General features: G+C 48.6%; 16 protein-coding genes. 9 read left to right on the top strand and 7 right to left on the bottom strand.

Going from position 1 to position 15712, the window contains the following annotated elements:
* Positions 1 to 9: 9 nt before the first annotated feature.
* The 7 genes from H141_RS0102565 to metK form a co-directional block, all read right to left on the bottom strand.
* Positions 10 to 252, bottom strand: coding sequence for a DUF1653 domain-containing protein (locus H141_RS0102565; protein WP_019674678.1), 243 nt, complete (start codon positions 250 to 252; stop codon positions 10 to 12).
* Positions 236 to 658, bottom strand: a complete 423-nt coding sequence (ruvX, locus tag H141_RS0102560) for a Holliday junction resolvase RuvX (protein ID WP_019674677.1) — start codon at positions 656 to 658, stop codon at positions 236 to 238. The genes H141_RS0102565 and ruvX overlap by 17 nt, the downstream gene beginning before the upstream one ends.
* Positions 658 to 1215 carry a YqgE/AlgH family protein gene (locus H141_RS0102555; RefSeq protein ID WP_019674676.1) on the bottom strand — a complete coding sequence of 186 codons (558 nt, stop codon included), beginning with the start codon at positions 1213 to 1215 and terminating at the stop codon, positions 658 to 660. Before H141_RS0102555 ends, ruvX begins: the two co-directional genes overlap by 1 nt.
* A gap of 19 nt (positions 1216 to 1234) precedes the next feature.
* Positions 1235 to 2200, bottom strand: a complete 966-nt coding sequence (gene gshB, locus H141_RS0102550; RefSeq protein ID WP_026349183.1) for a glutathione synthase — start codon at positions 2198 to 2200, stop codon at positions 1235 to 1237.
* Positions 2201 to 2207: 7 nt separating this feature from the next.
* Positions 2208 to 2936: a 16S rRNA (uracil(1498)-N(3))-methyltransferase gene (gene rsmE, locus H141_RS0102545; RefSeq protein WP_019674674.1), complete on the bottom strand. Its 729-nt coding sequence runs from the start codon at positions 2934 to 2936 to the stop codon at positions 2208 to 2210.
* Positions 2937 to 3041: 105 nt separating this feature from the next.
* Positions 3042 to 4625, bottom strand: a complete 1584-nt coding sequence (locus H141_RS0102540; protein ID WP_019674673.1) for an AbgT family transporter — start codon at positions 4623 to 4625, stop codon at positions 3042 to 3044.
* 203 nt (positions 4626 to 4828) lie between these two features.
* Complete coding sequence (metK, locus tag H141_RS0102535) at positions 4829 to 5977, bottom strand: methionine adenosyltransferase (protein ID WP_026349182.1); 1149 nt, start codon at positions 5975 to 5977, stop codon at positions 4829 to 4831.
* 318 nt (positions 5978 to 6295) lie between these two features.
* Between metK and tkt the strand changes: the two genes are divergently transcribed.
* The 9 genes from tkt (at position 6296) to H141_RS0102485 (ending at position 15710) form a co-directional block, all read left to right on the top strand.
* On the top strand, positions 6296 to 8296 hold the full coding sequence (gene tkt / locus H141_RS0102530) for a transketolase (protein WP_019674671.1): 2001 nt from the start codon (positions 6296 to 6298) through the stop codon (positions 8294 to 8296).
* A 56-nt stretch (positions 8297 to 8352) separates the two neighbouring features.
* Complete coding sequence (epd, locus tag H141_RS0102525) at positions 8353 to 9366, top strand: erythrose-4-phosphate dehydrogenase (protein ID WP_019674670.1); 1014 nt, start codon at positions 8353 to 8355, stop codon at positions 9364 to 9366.
* 16 nt (positions 9367 to 9382) lie between these two features.
* A complete protein-coding gene (locus tag H141_RS0102520; protein WP_019674669.1) occupies positions 9383 to 10567 on the top strand; it encodes a phosphoglycerate kinase in 1185 nt (394 codons plus the stop codon).
* Between the two features lie 110 nt (positions 10568 to 10677).
* The gene (gene fba / locus H141_RS0102515) at positions 10678 to 11742 is read left to right on the top strand and encodes a class II fructose-bisphosphate aldolase (RefSeq protein WP_019674668.1); all 1065 of its coding nucleotides are present in this window, start codon (positions 10678 to 10680) and stop codon (positions 11740 to 11742) included.
* Positions 11743 to 12005: 263 nt separating this feature from the next.
* The gene (locus H141_RS0102505) at positions 12006 to 12776 is read left to right on the top strand and encodes a DUF3450 domain-containing protein (protein WP_019674666.1); all 771 of its coding nucleotides are present in this window, start codon (positions 12006 to 12008) and stop codon (positions 12774 to 12776) included.
* A 6-nt stretch (positions 12777 to 12782) separates the two neighbouring features.
* Positions 12783 to 14150 (top strand): MotA/TolQ/ExbB proton channel family protein, encoded by a 1368-nt coding sequence (locus H141_RS0102500; RefSeq protein WP_019674665.1) that lies wholly within the window; start codon positions 12783 to 12785, stop codon positions 14148 to 14150.
* Positions 14150 to 14677 carry a MotA/TolQ/ExbB proton channel family protein gene (locus tag H141_RS0102495; protein WP_019674664.1) on the top strand — a complete coding sequence of 176 codons (528 nt, stop codon included), beginning with the start codon at positions 14150 to 14152 and terminating at the stop codon, positions 14675 to 14677. The genes H141_RS0102500 and H141_RS0102495 overlap by 1 nt, the downstream gene beginning before the upstream one ends.
* 11 nt (positions 14678 to 14688) lie before the next feature.
* The gene (locus H141_RS0102490; RefSeq protein WP_019674663.1) at positions 14689 to 15093 is read left to right on the top strand and encodes an ExbD/TolR family protein; all 405 of its coding nucleotides are present in this window, start codon (positions 14689 to 14691) and stop codon (positions 15091 to 15093) included.
* 2 nt (positions 15094 to 15095) lie between these two features.
* Positions 15096 to 15710 (top strand): energy transducer TonB, encoded by a 615-nt coding sequence (locus H141_RS0102485; protein ID WP_019674662.1) that lies wholly within the window; start codon positions 15096 to 15098, stop codon positions 15708 to 15710.
* Positions 15711 to 15712: the final 2 nt, after the last annotated feature.

Here is a 15712-nt window from a genome sequence, read left to right as displayed (position 1 = left end):
AAATAAGCGTTAAACGGGCGACTGATACCCAATAAATTGGAAACGCGCCAGTTCTTCACCGGCAATTTCCACTGTTTCAGTAAACATGCTGGCCGGGCGGGCCCATAAGCCAAAATCGCCGTAAAGTGCCCGGTAAATAACCAGCCATTCGTCGGTTTCACTATGGCGGGCCAGATGAAGAACCTGATAATAGGCTCCCTTGTAATGCTGATAAAAACCTGTGGCGATGTCAGGTTCATGGCTGTTGCTCATACCAACCTTCAAATATAATCTGCGCCGACAAACTGTCTATTTTATCTTTAGTCAGCTTACGGTAGCCCCCTTCGGCAAACAGGCGGCTGCGGGCATCGGCAGTGGATAAACGTTCATCATGCAGCTCAACAGGTAAACCGTAACGGCCATGCAGCCGGTTGGCAAATTTACGGGTGCGGGTGGTAAAATCCTGCTCGGTGCCGTCCATGTTTAACGGTAAGCCAACCAGCAGCAATTGTGGCTGCCAGTCAGCAATAAGTTTAGCTATCTGATCCCAGTTGGGGGTGCCGTCCTGCGCTTTTAGCGCGGCTAATAAAGTGGCGCTGCCGGTAAGATCATTTCCTACCGCCACGCCAATACTTTTAGTGCCGTAGTCAAAGCAGAGTACGGTTTTGTTACTGCTCATTACGCGTGGCCAGCCTCTGCGGTTAGCTGCCAGGGTTTAATACCCATTTTAGCGGTGGCAGACTGCCATTTTTCCGCATGGCCGATATCAAAAATGATGTTGTTGTCAGCAGGAATAACTAACCAGCTGTTATCAGCAATTTCCTGCTCGAGCTGGCCTGCTGTCCAGCCGGCATAACCCAGCGCCAGCAGAAATTTCTCTGGTGCAGCGGCGGTGGTTAAGTCAATTAAGATATCTTTGGAGGTGGTGACCATCAGGCCATTATTCAGCTCTAAGCTACTACTGTAGCCACCCTTAGTGCTATGCAGCACGAAGCCACGATCGCTTTGCACCGGGCCACCGGCACACACCGCGCTGTTGGCGACCGGGCTTTTACCATCAAACTCAATTCGTAACTGTTTTAATAAATCGGCTAAGGTAACGTTCAGCGGATGGTTAATCACAATTCCCATAGCGCCTTCGGCAGTATGTTCGCAAATATAGGTGACACTGCGCTTAAACATCGGGTCGTCCAGCGCTGGCATGGCAATTAAAAAGTGATCCTGGAAATCTTGCATACCTACCTCACTATTGCAGTTAGAGCATTGTGGTAGCGGCCAGGCGTTGCTCGATAGCATCGAATAACATACCGGTAATGCTTACCGGAAAGGCCGCCTCGATTTCACGAATACAGGTGGGACTGGTTACATTTATCTCAGTAAGCTTATCACCAATTACATCTAAACCAACAAAAATCAGCCCTTTTTCTTTTAACACCGGCCCCAGCGCCCGGGCGATAGCCCAGTCTGACTCGGATAGCGGCCTTGCTTCACCACGACCGCCAGCAGCCAGATTGCCGCGGGTTTCGCCGCTGGCCGGGATCCGGGCCAGACAGTAAGGCACCGGCTCGCCATCAACTACTAAAATGCGTTTGTCACCTTCACTTATTTTAGCAATATACTGTTGCGCCATAGCATAGCGGCTGCCGTGTTCTGTTAAGGTTTCAATAATCACACTGACATTAGCATCACCGGGTTTTAACCGGAAAATAGAAGCGCCGCCCATGCCGTCCAGCGGTTTTAAAATCACGTCCTGCTCGGCCCGATAAAACGCTTTTAAGCGCGCTGCATCACGGCTTACCAGGGTTTTCGGGGTAAACTGGCTAAACCAGGCGGTATACAGCTTTTCGTTGGCATCTCGCAGGCTTTGTGGCTTATTTACAATAAGACAGCCCGCTTGCTCAGCCCGCTCCAACATATAAGTCGCGTATATATATTCGGTATCGAATGGCGGGTCTTTGCGCATTAAAATAACGTTTAACTCCGCCAGGGCAATGTCCTGTTCTCTATTAAACTGATACCAGCTGCTTTTATCCTCGCGCAGGGTCAGGGTTTTAGTGGTAGCCCGGGCTTCACCTGCCAGCAGGTACAAGTCAGCCATTTCCATATAGTGGATTTCGTAACCACGATGCTGGGCTTCAAGCAGCATGGCAAAGCTGGAATCTTTTTTAATATTAATCTGGCTGATGGGGTCCATAACTACCCCCAGTTTAATTGCGGTCATAATTACCTCAGGCGAGATCGCCAAATTGCAATTGTAAGGCACTGATTGCGCTCAGCGCTGCTGTTTCTGTACGAAGTACCCTTGGCCCTAACTGAATGCCGGTAAAACCAGCCAGACTGGTAGCGGCAACCTCAATGTCAGTAAAACCACCTTCGGGGCCGATAACCAAACGGATATGCTGGCTGGCTGTTAAGGTTTTAATGGTGGCGCTGGCTCGTGGATCCAAGGTCAGCTGCAAGGAATTTGTGCTCTGGGCCAGCCACTGGTCTAAATTAATTGCCGGGTGCACCACTGGGATAACGCTGCGGCCACTCTGCTCACAAGCACTGATGGCAATTTTCTGCCATTGTTCATTACGTTTGCTCAGACGCTCGCCATCCAGTTTTACTCCGCAGCGCTCGGTAAATAATGGAGTAATTTCAGTTACCCCCAGTTCAACGGCTTTTTGAATAGCAAAATCCATCCGGTCACCACGCGAGATGGCCTGGCCCAGATGAATACTAAGCGGAGACTCAACCGGGTTGGCCTGGGCGTCACTGATGTTAACCGTTAGCTGCTTTTTACTGACCTCAGTAATAGTGGCAGGGTAGTTATTACCATCGCCATTAAACAGCTGCAGCGCCTGGCCGGCTTGCATTCGCAGCACCCGGCCAACATGGTTGGCAGCGTCATTATCCAATTGTAAGCTATGATTTGCGGCTAAGGCCTGGGGCGTATAAATTCGTGGGATCCGCATAGCAACTGCTCCGCTCTAAAAGACGTTAATGTTAGCAGGGAAAGCCTTTTTCCAAAATAAAAAACCGCTGCAATGGCAGCGGCTTTGAAAAATAGCCAGGGCGTGTTAGCGGACTGGCAGGTACTGATAACTTGAGTCAATACCAAGTGGGATATTTAACGCCCAGAAACCAAGCAGGAAAGCGGTCCACAATACCAGCATCATCACCGAGAACGGCAGCATCAATGCGACCAGGGTACCAATGCCGCTATTTTTAACATACTTTTGACAGAACACCACGATCAATGGGAAATAGGGCAGTAATGGGGTAATGATGTTAGTAGACGAATCGCCCACCCGGTAAGCGGCCTGGGTCAGATCCGGCGAGATACCCAGCTCCATCAGCATGGGTACCATAATGGCACCAATTAAGGCCCACTTGGCTGATGCTGAACCAACAACCAAATTCACAAAGCCTGATAAAAGCACTATGCCTACTAATGTCATACCTAAGGGTAAGCCCATTTCTTTCAGAGCATTGGCGCCTTTTAACGCCATCAGCACACCCAGATTAGACTGGCTGAAAGCATATAAAAATAAAGCACAGAAAAACGCCATAACAATGTAGTAGCCCATGCCGCTCATGGCATGGCTCATACCGGCAACGATATCGCGGTGGCTTTTGACAGAGCCTGATACATAACCGTAGACAATGCCCGGCACCAGGAAAAACACAAAAATAATGGTAACAATCGACTTCATCAGTGGGGCGGCGGCGGTCAGCAGCGGGTTTACCCCGGGTAAGACATCTTCCGGTTTAGCAGCCCAGGGAGTGTTTTCCGGTAAGACAATGCTTAATGCTAACAAACCTATTACTGCCAGCATTGAAATTGCTGCCGCTTTTAAACCGCGTAACTCATTAGGTTTCAATGCTTCCATCGTCACCATTTGTGAGGTATCGCCATCTACTTTAGTGCCTTTTAAACGGGGCTCTATTACTTTATCGGTAAGAAACCAGCCAATCGCCACAATTAAGAAGGTTGATGCCGTGGTAAAGAAGTAGTTGTTAAGTGGGTTGACAGTGACTGTCGGGTCCAGAATTTGCGCAGAGGCCTGAGTTAAACCTGCCAGTAACGGGTCTAAACTGGATGGCACAAAGAACGTCGCCGAAAAACCACCGGATACGCCGGCAAAAGCGGCAGCAATACCAGCCAGCGGATGACGGCCAGCTGCATAAAAAATGACGGCGCCAAGCGGCACAACCAGTACATAGCCTGCATCAACGGCGACATGGCTTAATATACCAACGGCGATCAACACCGGCGTCAACAACATTCTAGGCGTAACAGATAATATTGAGCGTAAGCCGGCGTTAATAAAACCTGTATATTCAGCCACCCCTAAACCTAACATTGCAACCAGTACCACACCCAAAGGCGGGAACGTAACAAAGGTATTGACGATGTTAGACGAAAAGGTCGTTAAAGCATCACCTGACAGTAAGTTTACTATCTGAATAGCTTCGCCAGTTCTTGGGTTAAGTTCGTCAAAGCTGACACCCGATAAAAGCCAAGATAATACCCAGACAATCACCATCAATAAGGCAAATAATACTGCAGGATCGGGTAATTTATTACCCACCACTTCTATGGTGTTGAGCGCACGATTTATCCAGCCGTTTTTTTCAACGGCGGTAATTTGTTCAGACATAGTTTTTCCTTTGTGCTTTCGTCTCTCTTATATTTTTATTTTGTTAGCTGCTATTGCTTGCAGCTTACCCCTGGAAGGTAAAACGCCTTTATCATACACAAAACACTGGTGCAGGTAAGCGGAAAATAAGCTTATATGCCAATAAAAATAGAAAAGGAGAGCCGAAGCTCTCCTTATTCATGGGGTATGGTTTCGATAAGTAATTACTTAGCGTATTGGCGCAGTAACTCCGCCTTGTCAGTTTGTTCCCATGGAAACTCATTGCGGCCAAAGTGACCATAGGCAGCGGTAGCACCATAAATCGGCCGTTCCAGGTCCAGCATTTCAATCAGGCCATATGGCCGCAGATCAAAGTGTTCACGCACCAACTTAATTAACTGGTCTTCAGACAGCTTACTGGTACCAAAGGTTTCCAGGCTGATAGAAGTCGGTTCAGCGATACCGATTGCATAGGATACCTGCAACTCGCAGCGGTCGGCCAGGCCGGCAGCAACGATGTTTTTCGCAACATAGCGGGCAGCATAAGCGGCTGAACGGTCAACTTTCGATGGGTCTTTACCCGAGAAAGCACCACCACCATGGCGGGCCATACCGCCGTAGGTATCTACGATAATTTTGCGGCCGGTTAAACCACAATCGCCCATTGGGCCACCAATGACAAAGCGGCCGGTTGGGTTAATGAAGTATTTGGTTTTGCTGGTTAACCACTCAGCAGGTAACACCGGCTTAATAATGGTTTCCATTACTGCTTCACGCAGATTCTCTGTGCTGATGGTGTCGCAGTGCTGGGTAGATAACACCACGGCATCAATCCCCACGGGCTTGCCGTCTTCATAAATAAAGCTTAACTGCGATTTAGCATCGGGCCGCAACCAGGGCAGAGTACCGTCTTTACGCACCTGAGCCTGACGCTGTACCAGACGGTGCGAATAAGTAATAGGGGCCGGCATTAAAACGTCAGTTTCATTACTGGCATAGCCAAACATCAAACCCTGATCACCTGCACCTTGCTCGCGTGGATCAATTTTATCAACACCCTGGTTAATATCAGGTGATTGTTTACCAATCGCATTTAATACCGCACAGGAATCGGCATCGAAGCCCATGTCAGAATGGGTGTAACCAATTTCACGCACGGTTTTACGGGTCAGCTCTTCAATATCTACCCAGGCCGAAGTTGTGATCTCGCCGCCTACCAGTACCATACCGGTTTTAACAAATGTTTCGCAGGCAACACGGGCTTTCGGGTCTTGTTCCAGAATTGCATCTAACACTGCATCGGAGATTTGATCGGCGATTTTGTCCGGATGTCCTTCAGATACCGACTCAGAAGTAAAAATATGTTGTGCCATCTGTTGTATTCCACCAAAGTTGGTTAATTCATCACGCTGGGGGCTAAAACTACCATTGCACCTGTAGCTGCAAATCAGCCTGTACATCGCCGCCAGAAAAATAGCCGCTTATTTTAGTGAAACAGACCGGCCTTGGCTAGTAATATTTGACGCCCAGACGTCTTTAATGCCAAAGTTTACGGTGAAGTTAACAGGTCGATCACTGCAGACAGTAAAATATTCGCAGCCAAAGATTATCATTTGCCATCTGGGCGGCAGTAAGTGAAAATAAGGCCCAGTTTTATGCCGTCCCCATTAAAGACACTAGCAGGAGCTACAATGCCATCTCGTAAACAACTCGCCAATGCAATTCGTGCGCTAAGTATGGATGCCGTTCAAAAAGCAAAGTCAGGTCACCCTGGTGCCCCGATGGGCATGGCAGATATTGCTGAAGTGCTCTGGCGCGATTACTTGAAGCATAATCCTGCTAACCCGGCCTGGACAGACCGTGACCGCTTTGTGTTATCAAACGGCCATGGTTCTATGTTGTTGTATTCACTGTTGCACCTTAGCGGTTATGACTTAACCATTGACGATTTAAAGCAGTTCCGTCAATTGCATTCCAAAACTCCCGGCCATCCTGAATATGGCTATGCGCCGGGCGTAGAAACTACCACCGGCCCGCTGGGGCAGGGAATTACTAACGCAGTAGGTATGGCGCTGGCAGAAAAGGCGCTGGCAGCCCAGTTTAACCAGCCCGATTTTGCCGTGGTTGATCACCACACTTATGTGTTTTTAGGTGACGGCTGTTTAATGGAAGGTATTTCGCACGAAGCCTGTTCTATTGCCGGTACCTTAGGGTTGAATAAGCTGATTGCGTTCTGGGATGACAATGGTATTTCAATTGATGGCCATGTTGAAGGCTGGTTTACCGATGATACCCCGGCCCGTTTTGCCGCTTATGGCTGGCACGTTATTGCTAATGTTGACGGCCATAACAGCGAAGCTGTTAAAACAGCGATAGCCGAGGCGCAAGCCCAGACTGACAAACCGACTCTTATTTGCTGTAAAACCGTGATTGGTTATGGCTCACCAAATAAAGGTGGTAGTCATGATTGTCATGGTGCACCGTTGGGCGATGCTGAAATAGCAGCCACGCGTGATTATTTACAATGGCCGCATGCGCCGTTCGAAATACCGGCGGATATCTACGCTGAGTGGGACGCTAATAAAAAGGGCGCCGCCTTTGAGGCGCAGTGGAACAGCTTATTTGCTGCTTATAAAGAGGCGCACCCACAACTGGCAGCTGAGTTCAGCCGCCGCACCGCCGGTGAACTACCGGCAAACTGGGCGGAGCAATCGCAGGCTTATATTGCGAAGCTGCAGGCTAACCCTGCCACTATTGCCAGCCGTAAAGCATCGCAAAATGCGCTGAATGCCTTTGGCCCGCTGCTGCCGGAATTGATGGGGGGCTCTGCTGATTTAGCTGGCTCTAACCTGACTATCTGGGCTGATTCAAAACCGCTTACCGCCAAAGATGCCAGCGGCAACTATATTTATTATGGTGTACGCGAGTTTGGTATGTCGGCAATGATGAATGGTATCGCGCTGCACGGTGGTTTTGTGCCTTATGGTGCAACCTTTTTAATGTTTATGGAATATGCCCGCAATGCTGTGCGCATGGCGGCATTAATGAAGCAGCGGGTGATCTTCGTTTATACTCACGACTCAATTGGTTTGGGCGAAGATGGCCCGACGCACCAGCCGGTAGAGCAGTTGGTTAGCTTACGTGCCACCCCTAATTTAATGAACTGGCGTCCGTGCGATCAGGTAGAATCAGCCGTGGCGTGGCAGGCGGCAATTGAACGCACTGTAGGCCCGACAACGTTAATTTTCAGCCGGCAAAACCTGGTGCAGCAGCAGCGCGATGCTGCCACTGTCAGCAATATTAAACGTGGTGGTTATGTGCTGTTGGACAGCACTCAAACACCTGAACTGATTATTATTGCTACCGGTTCAGAGGTTGAACTTGCAGTGCAAGCGGCAAAAACCATGACTGAGCAGGGCAAACAGGTGCGGGTGGTATCGATGCCATCGACTGATGTATTTGATGCCCAGGATGCCGCGTATCGTGAAGCGGTATTACCAGCAGCGGTAACCAAACGGATTGCAGTAGAAGCTGGCATTGTTGACAGCTGGTACAAGTATGTTGGTTTGGCTGGCGATGTTATTGGCATGACCAGTTTTGGCGAGTCGGCGCCAGCCGAGCAGTTGTTTCAGCATTTTGGGATTACCGTTGATGCCATTGTGGCTGCTGCAACCAAACAATTTAACGGTTAATCGTTAGTAATAATCCAATTCGGGGCCGCTAAGCGGTCCTGCTTTTATGTGGTGATATGGTAATTAAACTGGCAATTAATGGCTTTGGCCGGATTGGCCGCAATATTTTGCGGGCGATTTATGAAAATGGTTGGCAACAGCAGCTGCAGGTTGTTGCTATTAACGAGCTGGCCGATGCCAAAGGGGTGGCTCACTTATTAAAGTATGATACCTCGCATGGCCGCTTTGCCTCTAAGGTGGAGTCTTTTGATGGGGGGATCCGGGTCGCGGGTGACGAGATTGCATTGTATAGCGAAGCTGATCCACTGGAATTGCCCTGGAGTGAACTGGATATTGATATTGCGCTGGAGTGCACCGGGGTATTTCACAGTCGAGAGCATGCGAACTGGCACTTAACTGCCGGCGCAAAAAAGGTGCTGTTCTCGCATCCGGCAGATGCCGATATTGATGCCACTATTATTTATGGTATTAACCAGCACTTACTTAGCAACGACATGACAGTCGTCTCGGCTGGCTCTTGCACCACCAACTGCATAGTGCCGGTTATTCAGGTACTGGATCAGCATTTTGGGGTGGAAAGTGGCACTATTACTACTATTCATGCGTCGATGCATGATCAACAGGTAATAGATGCCTACCATCCTGATTTACGCCGGACCCGGGCGGCCAGCCAGTCAATTATTCCGGTTGATACTAAACTGGCAAAAGGCATAGAACGCATTTTGCCTAAGTTTGCCGGCCGGTTTGAGGCAATAGCAGTAAGGGTACCCACTGTTAACGTTACGGCTATGGATTTAAGTGTTACCTTGCATCAGGATGTCAGTATCGACAACGTAAATAAAGCGCTGCAACAAGCGGGAATAAGCAGTCTGGCTGGTATTCTCGATTATACTGAAGAGCCACTGGTGTCAGTTGATTTTAATCATAACCCGCACTCTTGCATTGTCGATGGCTCCCAGACCCGGGTAAGCCATAAACGCTTAGTTAAGTGCCTGGTGTGGTGCGATAACGAATGGGGTTTTGCTAACAGGATGCTCGATACAGCACGGGCCATGCTGCAACAACATTAATGACAAGGAGCAAATAATGAGCGTTATTCGGATGAGTGACCTGGAGTTAGCAGGGAAGCGGGTATTGATTCGGGAAGACTTAAATGTGCCGGTTAAAGACGGTAAGGTTACCTCGGATGCGCGGTTAAAAGCAGCGATACCCACCATACAACTGGCGCTGGATAAAGGTGCGAAAGTAATGGTGATGTCACATCTTGGCCGGCCAGAAGAGGGCGTGTTTGCAAAGGAAGCGTCACTGCAGCCGGTGGTAGATTATCTGGCAGAGGTCCTTTCAGTGCCGGTAAGGCTGGCCAGCAACTACCTGCAAGGTGTCGAGCTCAGCACTGGCGAACTAGTGGTGTTTGAAAACGTCCGTTTTAATAGCGGTGAATCGAAAAATGATGATCAGCTGGCCAGGCAACTTGCCGCCTTGTGTGATGTATTTGTGATGGATGCCTTCGGCACGGCACACCGGGCGCAGGCTTCTACCCATGGTGTTGCCAAATTTGCCCCTGTGGCTTGTGCCGGGCCATTACTGGTTGCCGAGCTGGACGCACTGGGCGCTGCATTAAAGAACCCGAAACGGCCATTGGTTGCCATTGTCGGTGGCTCAAAAGTGTCGACTAAGCTAACGGTATTGGAATCATTATCAGGTATTGTTGATCAACTGATAGTCGGTGGTGGCATTGCCAATACCTTTATTGCTGCTGAAGGCAATAATGTGGGTAAATCGCTGTACGAGCCGGATCTCATCCCGGAAGCCAAGCGGCTTATTGAACAGGCCAGAGCGCGCGGTGCCATGATACCGGTGCCGACGGATGTTGTAGTGGGCCAGGAATTCAGTGAGCAAACCCCAGCTAATTTGAAAGTGGTAGCGGATGTTACCAGCACTGAAATGATTTTTGATATTGGTCCGGCTTCGATAGCACAGTTAACCGATATTCTGAAGAAAGCCGGTACCATTGTCTGGAATGGCCCGGTAGGGGTATTTGAATTTGAGCAGTTTGCAGCCGGCACCAAAGCATTGGCCGAGGCAATTGCCAGTAGCGATGCATTTTCGATAGCCGGTGGTGGTGATACCCTGGCCGCTATCGATAAGTTCGGCATTGCTGCCGATGTGTCCTATATTTCAACCGGTGGTGGTGCATTTTTAGAGTTTTTAGAAGGCAAAACCTTACCGGCTGTCGCTATACTTGAGCAGCGGGCCCTGGATGCAAAATAAAGATACAAAGTAAAAGCATGGCGATTTAGGCTGTGTCATAAAAAATTCATAATAAAATAAGCACAATGTTTTACCTACAAACTGTACCTTAGTATAAAAGAGAGGCTTTCATGGCACTGATATCATTACGGCAAATGCTCGATCACGCCGCCGAAGTGGGTTACGGCATCCCTGCATTTAACGTAAATAACCTGGAACAAATGCGCGCCATTATGCTGGCCGCTGATAAAACGGACAGTCCGGTGATAGTGCAAGCTTCAGCAGGCGCACGCAAATATGCCGGGGCACCGTTTTTACGCCACCTGATATTAGCAGCGGTGGAGGAGTTTCCACATATTCCGGTGGTAATGCATCAGGACCACGGCACGTCACTGGCAGTATGCCAGCGCTCAATTCAGCTTGGTTTCTCATCAGTAATGATGGACGGCTCACTGGGTGAAGATGGCAAAACGCCGATGGATTATGACTACAACGTAAATGTAACGCGTAAGGTTGTTGAAATAGCGCACGCTTGTGGTGTCTCAGTAGAGGGTGAGTTAGGTTGTCTGGGCTCACTGGAAACCGGTGAAGCCGGTGAGGAAGATGGCATTGGCGCAAGTGGGGTGTTAACCCATGATCAAATGCTGACTGATCCGGAAGAAGCGGCGCAGTTTGTGCGTGACACTCAGGTTGATGCTCTGGCTATTGCCTGTGGTACCTCGCATGGCGCTTATAAATTCAGCCGGCCACCTACAGATGATATCCTGGCCATAGACCGGATTAAAGCGATACATCAGCGGATCCCGGATACTCACCTGGTGATGCATGGCTCGTCATCAGTGCCACAAGACTGGCTGGAAGTGATAAACGAATATGGCGGCAAGATCCCCGAAACGTATGGTGTTCCGGTTGCGCAAATACAGCAGGGCATTAAGTTCGGCGTGCGTAAAATAAATATTGATACCGATTTAAGGTTAGCCTCAACCGGAGCCATTCGCCGATACCTGGCGCAGCATCCGGCTGAATTTGATCCTCGTAAGTATTTACAGGCTTCAGTAACCGCAATGGCAGATATTTGTATTGCCCGCTATGAAGCTTTTGGTTGTGCCGGCAATGGCAGTAAAATTAAGCCGTTGTCGCTCGATGCCATGGTTGATTTATATACGGCGGGCAAGCTGACGCCGAATATAAAATAACCAAAATATTTAATGTGCCATTAAATATTAACAACTATAGTTTTAATGACGCTTAAAACTGGTGATAAACCGGCCGGATCATCGCGGTAAACCTTAGGTTCAGGCAGCTGCATGCTGTTGACAACCTGAGTTTTAACTGCAATGATGCGGACGGTTTACCCTCTAACCGAGGGCTTACTGTATCTGAATTTTGCATCTTATTATTCAGCATAAGCCCTTACACTAATCAGGTTACGTTAATCAGCAATAATTGGTTGGGAACTATGTTTAACAAAAAAATTCAAAAGAGTCTTGTTGCCTCAGCACTGGCTGGCAGCTTAGCTTTTGCCGGCTCTGCCGCTGCAACAGACTTAAAAGATCTTCATCAGGCTAATAGCCAGATCCAACGTGCAGCTTTGCAGTCTCAGGAAAAAATCAACACTATATATGAACAAACTCAGGAATTGCTGGGCGAGTACCGTGTTGTAGTAGTGCAAACTGAAAACTTAAAAGTTTACAACGACTTTTTGCAAACGCTGGTTAACGACCAACAGCGCCAGATCAACTCTTTACAACGTCAGATGGATGACCTGGAAAATACCAACAAAGGTACTGTACCCCTGATGTTCCGGATGATTGACGCGTTAGAGCAGTTCGTAAACGCCGATATTCCTCTGCGTACTGAGCGCCGGTTAGAGCGCGTTGAAAAATTACGTGAACTGATGGAACGTTCTGACGTACAGCGTTCAGAGCAATACCGTCAGATCCTGGAAGCATACAGCATTGAAATGGGTTACGGCTCTGAAATGGCTGCGTTCCAGGGCACCCTGAATTTTGAAGGTCAGGACATCACTGTTGACTATTTAAGTGTTGGCCGCCTGGCACTGACTGCGCAGTCTTTAGACGGCAAAGCAGCCTGGGCTTACAACAAAGAAACAAAAAGCTGGGAAAAGCTACCTGATTCGTACATGAATTCAATCACCAACCTTATCAAGATGTCGCGTCGTGAAGCGACTCCTGATATGGACCGTGTACCACTTTTCGCAGCGGAGTAAGAATAAATGAGAAAGGCTATTAAAACTTTAGTTGTTGCTGCCGCCGTAACCTTATCGGCAGCAGTGGCGTTTAACGCTGCGGCAAATACTGCTCAGCTTGACCAGCTACTAGAGCAAATCAAAAAAGAGCGGGCTGTTGAAGGCCGGATGAACCAGGAGCGTGAGCGTGCTTTCCTGGCAGAGCGTGCTGACAAGCAATCATTGTTAAACACGGCTAAAAAGCAATTTGCTGATGAAGAAGCACGTGGCAAGCGCTTAGCTAAGCAGTATTCAGATAACGACATCTTAATTGCTCAGAAAATCCAGGAGCTGGAAAGCGCCCAGGGTACTATGGGTGAAGTATTTGGTGTGGTTCGCCAATCTGCCAACCAGGCTATCGGTGTTATCACCAGTTCATTGATCAGCGCTCAGTACCCTGGCCGTGAAGAGCCACTGCGTGCTATTGCTGCAGCAACTGAGCTGCCAACCTTAAGCCAGATGGAAGACCTGTGGGTTGCCATGCTGACTGAAATGACTGAATCAGCTAAAATTTCTAAGTTTGATGCTGAAGTGGTTAAGTTAGATGGCGGCAGTTCAACTGAGCGGGTTACCCGTTTTGGTTCTTTCCACCTGACTACTGCCGATCAATATTTAATCCGTAACGTGGATACTGACCAAATCCAGCCGTTGGGTCGTCAGCCGCAGGCTAAGATCCACAGTTCTGTTGCTGATTACCACAGTGCCTCAACAGGTGAGTTAGCCGGTTTATATGTTGACCCTACTAAAGGCAACAGCTTACTGCGCTTAAACCAGCAACGTAGCACACTGATGGAATACTATCACCAGGGTGGTACTGTTGGTTACCTGATCACGGTATTACTGTTTATCGGTTTACTGATTGCCCTTGAACGCTTCCTGGTATTAACCATTGTTGGCGGCAAGATGCGTGCTCAGCTGAAAAACCTGGCCAACCCGTCAGACAGCAACCCGCTGGGTCGTATTCTGAACGTGTATCACCAGAACCGTTCTGCTGATGTTGAAAACCTTGAATTGAAACTTGATGAAGCCATTTTGCGTGAAACACCAAGTATTGACCGTGGTATTGGTTTAATTAAGCTGTTTGCAGCTGTTGCTCCACTGATGGGTCTGTTAGGTACCGTTATCGGTATGATCCTGACGTTCCAGCAAATTACTCTGTACGGAACCGGTGACCCGAAACTGATGGCAGGTTCAATCTCTTTAGCGTTGGTAACAACCGCTCTGGGTCTGATTGCAGCTTTACCATTACTGTTTGTTCACAGCATCGTGCAAGCTAAATCTAAATCTATCTTACATGTGTTAGATGAGCAAAGCGCTGGTATTGTCGCTGCTCATGCGGAGAAGGAGAACGCCTAATGATGACCCAGCTAGTAGGGCTGTGGGAATCGGTACAGGATTTTATTCATACCGGTGGCAACGTGTTATACGTTGTTGCCGTGGTTCTCTTCATCATGTGGTTTTTGATGTTAGAGCGCTACTGGTACGTATCGGCAGTATTTCCTAAGATTAAAAAGGATATTATTGTCAGGTGGGATGCCAGAGCAGATACCACGTCCTGGTATGCCCATAAAATCCGTGATACCTGGATTTCTGAGGCGACAAATGACCTTGATCAGCGGATGTTACTGATTAAAACTCTGGTTGCAATGTGTCCATTGGTTGGTTTGCTTGGCACAGTAACTGGCATGATAGCGGTATTCGATATCATGGCAACCCAAGGTACCGGTAACCCCCGTACCATGGCTGCCGGTATCTCGATGGCAACAATTCCGACAATGGCGGGTATGGTTGCAGCTTTATCAGGATTGTTTTTCAGTTCGCGGCTTGAAACAAAAGTGAAACGGGAAAAAGCAGATCTCGTTGACAGCTTACCGCATCATTAAGAGAGAATTTTATGGCACGTAAACGTATTCGTGAAGACGAGGAAGCGGCAATCGACATCACGCCGATGATGGATATCGTTTTCATTATGTTGATATTCTTCATCGTTACTACTTCTTTCGTGAAAGAAGCGGGGATCGATGTAAACAAGCCGGAAGCAACCCAGGCTCAACAGAAGCCGTCAGCAACTATCTTTATCGCTATTCGTGAGAATGGTGAAGTATGGATGGATAAGCGGATGGTTGATATTGAGCGGGTTTCTGCCAACATTGAGCGTTTAAGAGCTGAATCACCTACAGATACTATCATTCTGCAGGCAGATGTTGGCGCTAAGCACGGTGTAGTAATGGAAGTAATGGATCAGATTAAATCTGCTGACCAGTCACTTGTTATTACCATTGCCGGGGAGAAAAAATAGTTATGATGCGTTTCCTAACATCGTTAATTATCGGTGCAGTGGTAACGTTTCTGTTGTTTCTGATTATGGCTTTGCTTATTAAAGGTAGCGGCGACCGCAGGCCGCCTGAGCAAGAGCGTATTGTTGTTGAAATCAACACTACGCCGCCTGATTCAGATACACAGGTGCGGCGGCCTCCACCGCCACCACCACCGCCACCACCGGCTGAGCCGCCAAAAACGCCACAGCCAGAGCCTGAGATGACTAATACCGCAGGTGCGGTTGGTTTTAACATGCCAGGCATGGATTTAGGTGCAAATGTTGGTTTAAACAACCCTGGTTCATTGTTACGTGATGGTGATGCGACCCCGATAGTGCGGATTGAACCGCGTTATCCGGTTCAAGCAGCCCGTGACGGCTTGCAAGGCTGGGTTCGGTTAAGCTTTACCATTATGGAAGATGGCAGTGTAGATAACGTCGAAGTTATCGAAGCTGAACCGCGTCGGGTTTTCGATCGTGAAGCTATTCGTGCGCTGCGCCGTTGGAAATACAGCCCGAAAGTGGTTGATGGTAAGCCAATGCAACAGCCAGGTCAGCAGGTACAGCTAGACTTTACCTTAGACATGGCCGGAGGTTAACT

Origin of the sequence: Arsukibacterium perlucidum DSM 18276 (genome assembly GCF_000382165.1) — a bacterium.
Lineage (GTDB): Bacteria > Pseudomonadota > Gammaproteobacteria > Enterobacterales > Alteromonadaceae > Alishewanella > Alishewanella perlucidum.
This window is presented reverse-complemented; position numbering and strand designations above follow the sequence as displayed.

Bases quoted from the DNA above. Each gene is read 5' to 3' on its own strand.
- fba (WP_019674668.1), top strand. From the start codon at position 10,678: ATGGCACTGATATCATTACGGCAAATGCTCGATCACGCCGCCGAAGTG.
- H141_RS0102555 (WP_019674676.1), bottom strand. From the start codon at position 1,215: ATGCAAGATTTCCAGGATCACTTTTTAATTGCCATGCCAGCGCTGGAC.
- H141_RS0102505 (WP_019674666.1), top strand. From the start codon at position 12,006: ATGTTTAACAAAAAAATTCAAAAGAGTCTTGTTGCCTCAGCACTGGCT.
- gshB (WP_026349183.1), bottom strand. From the start codon at position 2,200: ATGACCGCAATTAAACTGGGGGTAGTTATGGACCCCATCAGCCAGATT.
- H141_RS0102485 (WP_019674662.1), top strand. From the start codon at position 15,096: ATGATGCGTTTCCTAACATCGTTAATTATCGGTGCAGTGGTAACGTTT.
- H141_RS0102520 (WP_019674669.1), top strand. From the start codon at position 9,383: ATGAGCGTTATTCGGATGAGTGACCTGGAGTTAGCAGGGAAGCGGGTA.
- metK (WP_026349182.1), bottom strand. From the start codon at position 5,977: ATGGCACAACATATTTTTACTTCTGAGTCGGTATCTGAAGGACATCCG.
- rsmE (WP_019674674.1), bottom strand. From the start codon at position 2,936: ATGCGGATCCCACGAATTTATACGCCCCAGGCCTTAGCCGCAAATCAT.
- tkt (WP_019674671.1), top strand. From the start codon at position 6,296: ATGCCATCTCGTAAACAACTCGCCAATGCAATTCGTGCGCTAAGTATG.
- ruvX (WP_019674677.1), bottom strand. From the start codon at position 658: ATGAGCAGTAACAAAACCGTACTCTGCTTTGACTACGGCACTAAAAGT.
- H141_RS0102565 (WP_019674678.1), bottom strand. From the start codon at position 252: ATGAGCAACAGCCATGAACCTGACATCGCCACAGGTTTTTATCAGCAT.
- H141_RS0102500 (WP_019674665.1), top strand. From the start codon at position 12,783: ATGAGAAAGGCTATTAAAACTTTAGTTGTTGCTGCCGCCGTAACCTTA.
- H141_RS0102490 (WP_019674663.1), top strand. From the start codon at position 14,689: ATGGCACGTAAACGTATTCGTGAAGACGAGGAAGCGGCAATCGACATC.
- H141_RS0102495 (WP_019674664.1), top strand. From the start codon at position 14,150: ATGATGACCCAGCTAGTAGGGCTGTGGGAATCGGTACAGGATTTTATT.
- epd (WP_019674670.1), top strand. From the start codon at position 8,353: ATGGTAATTAAACTGGCAATTAATGGCTTTGGCCGGATTGGCCGCAAT.
- H141_RS0102540 (WP_019674673.1), bottom strand. From the start codon at position 4,625: ATGTCTGAACAAATTACCGCCGTTGAAAAAAACGGCTGGATAAATCGT.